Source organism: Atribacter sp. (assembly GCF_035418125.1).
Lineage (GTDB): Bacteria > Atribacterota > Atribacteria > Atribacterales > Atribacteraceae > Atribacter > Atribacter allofermentans.
Genome location: NZ_DAOLQM010000003.1, coordinates 1 through 12,392, shown reverse-complemented (window position 1 = coordinate 12,392; position 12,392 = coordinate 1). Strand labels below are relative to the sequence as shown.

At 39.8% G+C, this 12,392-nt stretch carries 9 protein-coding genes and 1 tRNA gene; 9 read left to right on the top strand and 1 reads right to left on the bottom strand.

Annotated elements, in window-relative coordinates:
- The first annotated feature begins 8 nt into the window (after nucleotides 1-8).
- Entirely contained in the window at nucleotides 9-863 is an 855-nt protein-coding gene (locus PLK24_RS00495; protein ID WP_324475712.1) for a tetratricopeptide repeat protein, read from the top strand.
- A 16-nt stretch (nucleotides 864-879) separates the two neighbouring features.
- On the opposite strand, the gene PLK24_RS00490 is transcribed toward PLK24_RS00495, so the two are convergent.
- Nucleotides 880-966, bottom strand: a tRNA-Leu gene (locus PLK24_RS00490).
- 73 nt (nucleotides 967-1,039) lie between these two features.
- Between PLK24_RS00490 and PLK24_RS00485 the strand changes: the two genes are divergently transcribed.
- From PLK24_RS00485 to PLK24_RS00450, 8 genes are all read left to right on the top strand, one after another.
- A complete protein-coding gene (locus PLK24_RS00485; protein WP_324475711.1) occupies nucleotides 1,040-1,978 on the top strand; it encodes a 5'-3' exonuclease in 939 nt (312 codons plus the stop codon).
- 46 nt (nucleotides 1,979-2,024) lie between these two features.
- Nucleotides 2,025-3,449, top strand: a complete 1,425-nt coding sequence (locus tag PLK24_RS00480; protein WP_324475710.1) for a glycogen synthase — start codon at nucleotides 2,025-2,027, stop codon at nucleotides 3,447-3,449.
- Nucleotides 3,450-3,461: 12 nt separating this feature from the next.
- On the top strand, nucleotides 3,462-4,097 hold the full coding sequence (gene coaE, locus PLK24_RS00475; protein ID WP_324475709.1) for a dephospho-CoA kinase: 636 nt from the start codon (nucleotides 3,462-3,464) through the stop codon (nucleotides 4,095-4,097).
- A gap of 4 nt (nucleotides 4,098-4,101) precedes the next feature.
- Nucleotides 4,102-6,162, top strand: a complete 2,061-nt coding sequence (gene uvrB / locus PLK24_RS00470; protein WP_349770627.1) for an excinuclease ABC subunit UvrB — start codon at nucleotides 4,102-4,104, stop codon at nucleotides 6,160-6,162.
- Between the two features lie 46 nt (nucleotides 6,163-6,208).
- Nucleotides 6,209-9,010, top strand: coding sequence for an excinuclease ABC subunit UvrA (gene uvrA, locus PLK24_RS00465; protein WP_433872960.1), 2,802 nt, complete (start codon nucleotides 6,209-6,211; stop codon nucleotides 9,008-9,010).
- Nucleotides 8,982-10,841, top strand: coding sequence for an excinuclease ABC subunit UvrC (gene uvrC / locus PLK24_RS00460; RefSeq protein ID WP_324475706.1), 1,860 nt, complete (start codon nucleotides 8,982-8,984; stop codon nucleotides 10,839-10,841). Before uvrA ends, uvrC begins: the two co-directional genes overlap by 29 nt.
- A complete protein-coding gene (gene whiA / locus PLK24_RS00455; RefSeq protein ID WP_324475705.1) occupies nucleotides 10,838-11,746 on the top strand; it encodes a DNA-binding protein WhiA in 909 nt (302 codons plus the stop codon). Before uvrC ends, whiA begins: the two co-directional genes overlap by 4 nt.
- Nucleotides 11,747-11,949: 203 nt before the next feature.
- On the top strand, nucleotides 11,950-12,392 hold a 443-nt coding region (locus PLK24_RS00450), incomplete at its 3' end, for an ABC transporter ATP-binding protein (protein ID WP_324475704.1).

Below are 12,392 nucleotides of genomic sequence, written 5' to 3'. Positions count from 1 at the left end.
ATATGGTGATGACCTATCGGAGATGGTTTTGCTTGGTACTGTTGCTTTTGTTGCTCATCGGTGTTCTTTCTTCGGAGCAATTTGCTTATTCTCAAGATGCAGAAACTTTTTATAAAAATGGCTATATTTATTTCTCCCAAAACAACTTTGAGAAAGCGAAAGAATCCTATCAACAGGCTATTCAAATCAAACCTGATTATTGGGATGCTCGTTACTGGTTGGGAAAAACCTATGAGATGATGGAAGAATTTCCCCAGGCAATGAATGAGTGGAAGATAATTCTCCAAAATCAACCCGGTCATTGGGAAGCATTTAAAAAATGGCGATCCTATGTGGCATCTCAGGTTCGAATCAGCAACCAAGTAAGGCAAAACTTAGAAAATGTTTTTCTCTATCAGAATGGTTCTCCGGAAAATTATCGGGATCAACCATGGGATACTATCATCCCCTATGGGTTAGCAATTGCGAGACAAAACGACTTTATCTCAGCTTTTTTATCTGCTCGTTTATTCCGTTGGATAGGATCTCAGATCAGTGGTTTACTTTCTGACCAAGCTGATATTAGTTACCAAAAAGCCTTAGATTTAGCCGCTATCAGTCCACCCGAAGATTCGGAGCTAGTCTTTCAGCTGATCAAAGATGTTACGAACTATTATGGTCAAAACAATGCCCTGCAGAAAAAAGTAGAAACCTTGTATCAAAGCATCTTAGCCCAACAAGCTGGAGTAACAGTTGAAGAATCCGTCAATACGTCTCAAATAGAAATCAAAGTGACGGCAAGTGGTGTTGAAAGTGGGCCTGCAGACAACCGGAATCAAGATGGTTCTAATCCAAGATTTTATATAGATACCGATATTGAATGATTCCGAGAGAAATGGTTGGTGCCGAAGGCGGGAGTTGAACCCGCACGAGCCGGAGCTCGCTAGATTTTGAGTCTAGTGCGTCTGCCGATTCCGCCACTTCGGCCCTCGTTGTAGAAATTATAGTCAATTCAATGCTTTTGTCAACCTGTTTCTATTCGAACAAAAAAGGGTGAATCATGGAAACCTCAAAAAATTTAATACTATTATTAGATGGAAGCTCGCTAATTTATAGGGCTTTTTATGCCATGCCACGGTTTACCTCATCTCAAGGTAAGCCAACTGGTGCAGTTTTGGGATTTGGGAATATGTTACTTCGGTTAATTGAGGATTTTAACCCCTTCTCCCTGATTACTACTTTCGATCATCCTCAAAAAACTTTTCGCCATCAGCTAACCGAAGAATACAAAGCCCAGCGGAAACCAATGCCGGATGAGTTAATACCCCAAGTTCAGTTAGTCAAGGATTTAATTGATTCTTTTAGCTTGAAGTGGATCGAAGTTCCTGGATTTGAAGGTGACGATATAATCGGAAGTCTTCGTCACCAGATTCCAGAACAATTCACCACCGCTATGGTTTCATCAGATCTCGATTTGTTGCAGTTAGTGAATGAAAAAACTATTCTTCTTCAACCAGTAAAGGGTGTAACTCAATTAAAAATAATTGATAAAAATACTTTAATAGATCAGTATGGATTAACTCCTCAGCAGATAATCGATTTTATAGCTTTGACGGGTGATCCCTCCGATAATATTCCCGGACTTCCCGGTATTGGAGAGAAAACCGCTCTTGATCTTTTAAAACGGTACCACAATTGGCAGGGAATTCTGCGCCATCATGACGAGCTTCCAGTGCGAATCCAAAAAGCTATTCAGGAATTTATTGAACAAGTTGAACTCAGCCTCCAGTTGGTTACCATTATCGATACCATACCACTCGATATCAATTTTCAGTCTTGGAATTTTCAGCAGGTCCAATGGAAATCTTTATTTACCTTGTTAGACGAATTAGGATTGGTTAGGTTTAAGGAAAGACTGATGAAAAAAAGAAATGAGATTTATCAAAAAACTCTCCCTTTTTTTTCTAATAACCCAAAAAAAAGAGGGGAGGAGTTATAATTTAAACCCAATTTTTAATCAATTGAGGGGAACAGGAGGACAATGAATGGACATCATCATGGTATCCAGCGAAGCGTATCCCTTTGCTAAAAGCGGAGGAATGGGTGATGTGGTTGGAGCGCTCACCAAATACCTCCCGAATAATGATTTTTCAATAAAGCTTTTTTTACCCGCCTATTCGTCACTTCTTAGTGAATTTCAGTTTAATCCGGAACAAGATATCACCTTTTCCTTTGGAGAGAGCATGTTGAAGGCTTCCTACCTCACCCGGAACGAGAAAAACTTACAAATCATAGCGGTTGCAGGTGAAGATTATTTTAACCGGGAAAAAATGTATGGTTTTGGCGATGATCTGAAGCGCTTCATTTTTTTCTCTCGAGCAGTGTTTGAGTATATTGTTAGAACTCAAAAGGAAGCCTTCATTCTTCATTGTCACGATTGGGAAAGTGCTTTACTCTGTGCTTACACCAAAATGTATTGGCCATCCTATCGGAAAAAACCGAAAAAAGTTATCTTCACCATCCATAATTTAGCCTATCAAGGCATCGGAAGTAGTGAACTTTTTAAAATTGTCAATTTACCTGGTCACTTTTTTACTCATGATTACTTAGAATTCTACGGTAACTTAAATCTTTTAAAAGCCGGTTTGGTCTTCTCCGATGTCATCACCACTGTGAGCCCTAGTTATGCTCGAGAAATAGCTACGCCAGAGGGTGGCGAGGGATTAGATGGGCTAATAAGAGCTATTGGGCTAAGAAAACCGATCATCGGTATTGTCAATGGAATTGATACCGATCTTTTTAATCCAGCAACCGACAAAAATCTTCCCTATCCTTATACAAACGGTCAATTAGAAATAAAAAAACAAAATAAACTGGCTTTTTACCAGCAGTATTTCCCGGACTTGAAAGAAAAGGATGCCTTATTCCCTTTGATTTCTTTTATTTCTCGATTAGTTGAACAAAAGGGGTTAGATCTCATTCTGAACGATCCAGACAAGTTCTTTAATCTCCCCCTTTGCTGGTTTTTCCTGGGAGTTGGAGAAGCCGCTTATGAAAATTCCTTAACCGAGTATGCCAAAAAATATCCCAACCTTCATGTCGAAATGGCCTTCAACAATAGTTTAGCCCGATTTGCTTATGGGGCATCGGATATGCTGGCAATGCCTTCTCGCTTTGAACCTTGTGGAATCAGTCAGATGATTGCTATGAGATATGGAACCATCCCAGTAGTAAGAAAAACCGGTGGACTCATTGATACCGTGATTGATTACCGATTTAATCCAGTTTTAAACAATGGGTTTCAATTTGATAATTATCGTCCCGATGAATTTATTTTTACCCTCGAGCGGGCACTAAACTGGTATAATGATACTCCTGAACTTTGGAAAGTCATGGTCAAAAATGCTATGGATTCTGATTTTTCCTGGAAAATCCCGGTTCAGGAATATCTCAACATTTATTTGGGTTAATAAAATTTACGTATGATTAAAATAAAAAGATCGGTTCCTATAATCGGAGTTGGCGGAGCAACCGGCTCAGGAAAATCGTCGGTAGCGCATTCATTTAGTACTCATAACGCAATGATAATTGACCTCGATCGTTTATCTCATGACCTCTCTCAAAAGGGAAGGCGGTTATGGAAAGCAGTGGTTCTTGCTTTTGGTTCAGGATTTTTAAACCAAAAGGGAGAGTTGCAGCGAAAAAAGCTGGGAAGAGTGATTTTTAAAAGCTGGAGGTTGCTTTTTCTGCTCAATCGTATTAGTCATCCCATTTTTAAAAACGAAATAAAAAAAATTATTCTTCACCAACCTCCCTCGGCTATGATTGTTATCGATGGTGCTATATTATTTGAGGCCGGACTCATTCCCTTGGTTGATTGTTTAATTTTTGTTGAAGCACCCGAGGAGCAAAGATCAGTCCGTCTTTCCCAAAAAGGATTGTCTCCTGATGACATCCGCTCTCGAATGAAAAGTCAGAAATTTATTTCCTGTTTACGACGAAGATCTCATATTATCATCGAGAATAGTGCTACACCTGAAGACCTTCAGCAAAAAATAAATTTTGTCTGTCAGCTTCCCATTGAAAAACTTATCCAATCCGATCGGAAAACCGGGTGATATTGTGCCAACCAAAGGACGCTTTCAATTAGTTTCCGATTATCAGCCTCAGGGAGATCAACCAACGGCTATAGAAAATCTCAATAAAGGTATTTCAAACCAGTGCCGGTTTCAAACTTTATTAGGTGTTACCGGATCGGGAAAAACTTTCACTATGGCCAATGTAATCGAACATTACCAACGGCCAACCCTTATTATCTCACCAAACAAGACATTAGCAGCACAGCTTTATAGTGAAATGAAAGCTTTTTTCCCCAATAATGCCGTAGAATACTTTGTGAGTTATTACGATTATTATCAACCAGAAGCTTACGTTCCTGCACAGGATCTTTACATCGAAAAAGATGCATCTATTAATGAGCAAATCGATCGGCTTCGATTATCAGCCACCAGTGCTCTTATGGAACGGAATGATGTCGTGGTAGTCGCTTCGGTGTCCTGTATTTACGGCATCGGTTCCCCGGAGGAATATCGTAAGAGAATCTTCCCTGTCAGGGTGAATGATACCTGGAATCGAGATGAATTTGCCCATCGCTTGGTTGACTTGCTTTACGAAAGGAATGAAATCGAGTTTATTTCCGGTTGCTTTCGAATGAAAGGGGATACTATAGAGGTTTATCCAGCCTATAGTGAATCAGCTCTGCGTTTTGAATTTTGGGGGAACCAAGTCGAATGTATAAAAATTTTTGAGCCGGTGAGTGGAAAAACTTTAAATAAACTGTCAGAGATTTTCGTTTATCCGGCTAAACATTATCTTGTCGACCGGGACCAATTCGATTTAGCCTTGAGAAATATCGAACTGGAATTACAGGATCAGCTCAAGAGTTTTCTTTCCCAAGGAAAACTGGTTGAAGCTGACCGTTTAGAAAGAAGAACCCGTTATGACTTGGAAATGCTGAGAGAAACCTTCTACTGTTCAGGAATTGAAAATTATTCCCGCCACTTAGATGGAAGAAGACCCGGGGAACCACCTTATACACTTATCGATTATTTTCCTCGAGATTTTCTATTATTCATTGACGAATCTCATGTTGCCATTCCTCAAATCCACGGAATGTTAGCCGGTGACCGGTCTCGAAAAAAAGCCTTGGTTGACTTTGGCTTTCGTCTTCCTTCTTGTTTTGACAATCGTCCACTTTCTTTTGAAGAATTTGAGGCAAAATTAGGATACGTTATTTATGTTTCGGCAACGCCAGGAACTTACGAATACCAAAAAAGCGATCTAATTGTTGAACAGTTAATTCGTCCTACTGGATTGATTGATCCTGAAATTATAGTTCGTCCGGCAACTGGCCAAGTTGAGGACCTTTATCAAGAAATCAAACCAGTCATTCAATCCGGAGAGAGAGTTTTGGTAACGACCTTAACCAAAAGGAGTGCTGAAGACCTCAGTGACTACCTTTTCAATTTGGGAATCAAAGTGCGATATCTCCATTCCGAAATTGAAACCATCGAAAGAGCTCGAATCATTCGAGATTTACGTGCAGGAGAGTTCGATGTTTTAGTGGGTATCAATCTTCTACGAGAGGGACTGGATCTACCCGAAGTTGCTTTAGTAGCTGTTCTCGACGCCGATAAAGAAGGATTTCTTCGATCGGAGGTCTCATTGATTCAAACCATTGGGAGAGCAGCTCGGAACATAAAAGGTCGGGCAATTCTCTATGCTGATCGACTGACTGGATCCTTGGAAAGAGCGATGCAGGAAACCGAAAGGAGAAGAAAAACCCAATTAGAATACAATCGGACTCATCACATCACTCCGGAATCGATAATTAAAGAAGTACGGACCTTGATCCCGGAAATGGTTGGGCTCTCTCCAGAAGCCGAAAATACCCTTTACCAGCTCGATCAGTTAGAAACTGATCGAGTAGCTGAAGAAGACCTCATTGAAAAGCTTACCCAGGAAATGAAAAAGGCTGCAAAAAATCTTGAATTTGAAAAAGCAGCGTTGATTCGTGATGAGTTGATACGAATAAAAAAAACCGTTTTCCAAACCGATCAAAAAAATATCCGCAATCAACAAAAAACTGCCTCTCGGATAAGTGGTAAATCTCATTCAAATTGAACGAAATCAACGAAAAAGACTAAACTGAAGCCAAAAGGTGATTGTATTGATAAATTCTTTGCTGATTAAGGGTGCACGTGAACATAATTTAAAAAATATCGATATTGAAATCCCCCACCATAAACTGGTGGTTATAACTGGATTGAGTGGATCAGGAAAGTCCTCACTGGCGTTCGATACCATATTCGCTGAAGGACAGCGTCGTTATTTAGAATCCCTTTCATCCTATGCTCGGCAATTTTTGGAAAAAATGGAAAAACCGGATGTCGATTTAATCGAAGGATTATCGCCAGCTATTGCCATTAATCAAAAGGCTTCCTCTCACAATCCACGGTCAACGGTCGGTACCGTAACTGAAATCTACGATTATATGAGAGTTCTTTTCAGTCGTTGTGGAAAAGTATTTTGTCCTCAGTGTGGAAAACCCATAGCCCGTCAGACTATCCAGCAAATCGTTGATGAAATCCTTTCTTACCCTGATGGAACCCGCATTGTAATTCTTGCTCCATTGGTTCGAGGACGAAAAGGAGAATATAAAAAACTCCTCAACGACATGCTGAAAAATGGATTTGCTCGGTCCTTGGTAGATGGAGAATTAATTGAATTGGAAGATTGGGATTCCTTGAATTTGGATCGAAATAAAAAACATAACATTGACCTGGTGGTTGATCGACTCACCACCAGTTCCGAAGAACAACGCCGACTCGCCGATTCAATCGAAATTGCCCTTCGTTATGGAAAAGGACTGGTTAAAATTGGGTTGGTAGCTGATGGTATGCAAATGGAAGAGCGAATATTTAGTGAACATTTTGCCTGTCCCGATTGCGGAATAAGTTTTCCTGAGGTAACCCCTCGAATGTTTTCCTTTAACAATCCTTATGGAGCCTGTCCCGATTGTAGTGGCCTTGGAATTTTAAATTTCATCGACCCCGGTTTGGTCATCCCTGACTGGTCTAAATCTTTAGACCAAGGAGCCATAATCCCCTGGAACAGATATGACGAAAATCATTACTCCATGAACAAAATCAAGCGTTTCCTTCGGGATAAAGGCATTGCTTTTAAAGTTCCCTTTCAAAATTTATCCGAAAATGATCGACAATTAATCCTTTATGGAGACGAAGATGGAGATGGAATAATCAGTTATTTAGAGAAGCGCATGAAGGCTGCCGAAAGCTGGTGGGAAATGGATGAGGTAGCCCGTTTTATGGCGACACGAACTTGCCCGTCTTGTCAGGGCAATCGACTTCGTCCCGAAAGTCTTTCGGTAAAAATTCAAAATCAATCAATTGGCGATCTTTCTCGATATACTATAGGTGATTTGGAAAACTTCTTTATTACACTAAAACTCTCAAAACAAGATGAGCTTATTGCTGCCACTTTACTAAGAGAAATTCAAGCCCGGCTTCACTTTTTGGTGGAAGTTGGTTTAAGTTATCTCACCCTCAGCCGTTCGGCCATGACGCTCTCCGGAGGAGAATCTCAGCGTATTCGGCTGGCTACCCAAATTGGTTCAGGTTTGGTTGGGGTACTTTATGTTCTCGATGAACCAACCATTGGTCTTCATCCCCGCGACAACCAGAAGCTGATTCAAACTTTAAAAAGATTACGGGACTTGGGAAATACAGTCATTGTCGTTGAACATGACGCTGAAACCATGAAAAATTCTGATTATTTAATCGATATGGGGCCAGGAGCTGGAGAAAAGGGGGGAGAAGTAATCGCAATTGGAACCCCAGTGGAAATAATGTGTAACCAAAAGAGTCTTACCGGACAATACCTTAGCGGGAAAAAGGAAATACCAATTCCCTTGGAGAGAAAAAATCCCCAAGAATGGTTAGTTATTCGTGGTGCTCGAGCCAATAATTTAAAAAATATTGATGTGAAAATTCCTTTAGGGGTCATGGTGGGACTCACTGGTGTATCGGGTTCGGGAAAAAGCACTCTCATGGAAGACGTGCTTTATCGATCTCTTTCTCGGATTTTTTATCATTCCCTTGCCGAACCAGGTGATCACGATACCATTGAAGGTATTGAATCTATCGACAAGGTGATCGTTATTGACCAATCCCCGATTGGGAGAACCCCCCGTTCCAATCCTGCTACCTATACCGGAATTTTTACTGAAATTCGGAATCTCTTTGCCCAACTCCCCGAATCCAAAGCCCGTGGTTATCGACCAGGACGCTTCAGTTTTAATGTGAAGGGTGGTCGTTGTGAAGCTTGTCAGGGAAATGGTGTTATTAAATTTGAGATGCATTTTCTTCCCGATGTTTTTGTAACCTGTGAATATTGTAAAGGAAAGCGATATGCTCGAGAAACTTTGGATGTAACCTTTAAGGGAAAAAATATTGCCGAAATACTCGATATGAGTGTTGATGAAGCAGCGGTCTTTTTTGAAAATATTCCAGTTGTACGCCGGAAATTAGCTGTTCTTCAGCGAGTCGGACTTGGGTATATCAAACTGGGACAATCGGCAACCACACTCTCAGGTGGAGAAGCTCAGCGCATTAAGCTAACCAAAGAGCTGAGTAAGATTGCCACCGGAAGAACTCTTTATCTTCTCGATGAACCGACTACTGGTCTTCATTTTGCCGATGTCGAAAAACTACTCGACGTTCTTTTGGAATTACGCCGACGGGGAAATAGTATCTTGATCATCGAGCACAATATGGATGTCATTAAATGTTGCGATTATTTGGTCGATTTGGGACCAGAAGGTGGAGACCAGGGAGGTCAGCTAGTTGCTGAAGGAACTCCAGAAGAAGTCGCCTCCAATCCTGCTTCGTATACTGGTTTTTACCTTAGGGAGGTATTAAAGATTGAGCGAAAAGAATTTTGTCAGGTCTGAAACCACTCGAAATTCCCTTCAGGAATTACCAACCAGCTGTGGTGTATATATTCTCTGTAATCAAAATCACCAAATTATTTATATTGGGAAAGCCATTAATATCCAAAACCGGGTTCGAAATCACTTACAGGGTGACTCTGCATCTCCTCTCAAGCGAGACATGGCTGAAGAAATTACCACTATTCAGTTCATCCTCACCAGAGATGAAGCCGAAGCTCTTCTTCTTGAAGAAGAGCTGATTAAAACCTACCAACCTCACTATAACATCCGGATGAAAGACGATAAAAGTTATCCCTATATTCATTTCGATGCTCGAGGTGATTTTCCAGCGGTTAAAATAGCCCGACGCAAAACGGCAAAACCAGGATATTTTTATGGACCGTATACCAATTCAAAAAAAGCTCGTGATGGGCTGAAAATTCTCCGACAAATCTTTCTTCTTCGCGGTTGTTCAATTCCTGAATCTCGTTTTCCTTTGAAACGCTCTTGTCTTGACTACGAATTGAAATTATGTTGTGCTCCTTGCGTTTGGAAAGGCAGCCCTTCAGAGTATCAAGATAAAGTAAAAAAAGCTCGGTCATTTTTAGAAGGAGATTATTTGGAGGTTACCAACTGGTTAGAGGAAGAAATGTGGAAAGCCGCCGATCGGCAGGATTTTGAAAAGGCGATTCAATTCCGAGATCGTCTCGACTGTCTCCTTAAAATTATTGGGCGATACCGGCTAGTCCTTCCTGACAGTTCTGATGTTGACTTTATTGAATTGGAAAATGAATCCAATCTGGCCAGTTTAGTTGTCGTTAAGGTGAGAAAAGGAAGGTTGATTGGAATCGAAAATTTCCATGCTCAAGGAGAGGAAAACGCTGATCGGAACTATATATTAAATGAATTTATTGAAAATTTTTATCTTGATCACTTCAACCCACCAACAAAAATTTGTGTCCAATTTGATTATAATCGTAATCTCCAGGAAAGAATTAAAGAAAAGGGTTACTCAAGCATCATTGAATTACCTCGCAATACATCCGAGCTCGATCTTCTCCATTTTGCCCAAGAAAACGCCCAAAAAAATCTTCAATTAGAAAAAATTAAAGCCCTTCGCCAAAATCTGGATCATCAACACCTACTCCATGAATTAAAGAACCTTCTTTCACTTCCTGCCTTACCTCGTCTGATTGAAGGAGTAGATATTTCAACCTTTCAGGGTGATGAATCGGTAGGGGCTGTCGTTGCTTTTTTCGATGGCTTACCACTAAAGAAAAGGTATCGGAAATATATCATCCGAGAAGCCGATCATCCCGATGATTTTGCTATGATTGAAGAAACTCTTACCCGACATTTCAATAAATTAATTCAGAACCAAACCGAGTTACCCAACCTTTTGGTTATTGATGGGGGTATCGGCCAATTGAATAGCGCACTCAAAGTTTTACAGAAATTTTCCTTAACTATTCCTGTTCTTTCTTTAGCAAAAGAAAATGAAGAAATTTTCTTTCCTGGAAAAAGTATTTCGCTCCGTCTTCCACCCGAAAATTCTTCTCTCCAGTTCCTCCAAAGAATTCGCAATGAAGTGCATCGATTTGTTATCACCTTTCATCGGGTGAGAAGAAATAAAAAAATGTTTTCCTCCCTTTTGGACGATATACCGGGAATTGGTCCTCAACGGAAACAGGTCGTCCTTTCAGCTTTTGACAATCTGACCCAAATTTTAAATTATTCTCCCCAAGAATTATCCCGTCAACTAAAAATACCCTCCCAAAGTATTATTAAAATCCAAAAAAAAATCAGCCAAAAAAATATGCTTGCCGGAAAAGAGGGAATCACTTCTTCATGAACTTTCAAGAAAGCTTAAAAACCGAGCTATTTACCATTCAACCACAGAATAAAGATGAAGTCATGAGTGAATTTATTGGATTGATTAGAACTGGTGCAGTGATAAAAAAACATTCCCACGAGCTTCTTTTACTTTTCTCCAGCCGCCATCCAGCTTTGATTAAAAAATGTGTCACCCATAAAAAAAGCCTTTTCCCTCATTCTTCCCATACAATTAGTGTCCAAGAGAGAAGGGGAATTCCAGGAGGTATATTTTACTGTTTCGATTTTAGCGTTACCAATATCATGCTCGATCAATTTGGTTTTCATGATGTTAACATCCTAAGCAACTATTTAAATCAGAAGTTAGCAGCACATTTTTTAAGAGGAGTTTTTGAATCACGGGGATATATAAGCAATCCCATGAGGGGATATCACTTGGAAATACAGTTCAATTCGGAAAAACTTGCTCATTACATTCTAAAATATCTTCACAATCTCCAGTTTGATTTTCGCTCCCGTACGGTTAAAGGAGATATTAATCTCTATTTAAAAAATTCTCAATTAATAGCTGATTTTATTCGTTTCCTGGGAGCCCATCAAAGTTACCTCGAAATGGAAAAAATTATGGTAGAAAAATCAACAATTAATGAAATTACCCGCTGGGTTAATTACGAAACTGCTAATTTAAACAAAATTGTCGCATCTTCATCGCGGCAAAGAAAAAAGATACAAGTTCTTGATTTTGATGACTTACCTTTCCATCTTCAAGAAATTGCCAGATTACGTTTAGAAAATCCTTGTTCTTCATTACGTGAAATTGGTGACCTTTGTAATCCACCTCTTTCCAAATCAGAGGTTCACCGCCGATTAAATAAAATTGAAAAAATTGCCGACCAAAAAGGGTTTACAGAAAACCTGACTTGACATAAAATATCTATAGTGGTTAGATTAATATTTTAACACTATAAATTTTATTACGATAAAATATAGTAGTGATAAGATTCCTATTTTACGAGAAATTTGGTTTTTTTGAAATCCAACGTAATTCCCGTTGGGTTTCATGTCGGCCTTTTTCGAAATCTGGTTTAAAAAGGCCTCCCCTATTAAGATTTGAAGGAGGAATATAGATGGCAAATGTTATTTTAAAAGATATTGTAAAAAAGTTTGGAGATGTTCTTGCAGTTAACAAAGTTAATCTTGAAATCAAAGATCAGGAATTTGTTGTATTGGTTGGTCCTTCTGGTTGCGGGAAAACAACCACGCTCCGTATGATCGCCGGTTTGGAAGAAATCGATGCTGGAGAAATTTACATTGGAGATACCTTGGTGAACGATGTCCCTCCCAAAGATCGTGACATCGCAATGGTATTCCAAAACTATGCCTTATATCCTCACATGGATGTTTACAACAACATGGCTTTCGGCTTAAAGCTTCGCAAATTTCCAAAAAGTGACATCGACCAACGAGTCAAAGACGCAGCCGAAATTCTTGGGATTCAAGAGCTCCTCCAGAGAAAACCAAAACAACTCTCCGGTGGTCAAAGACAGCGTGTTGCTGTTGGTCGAGCTAT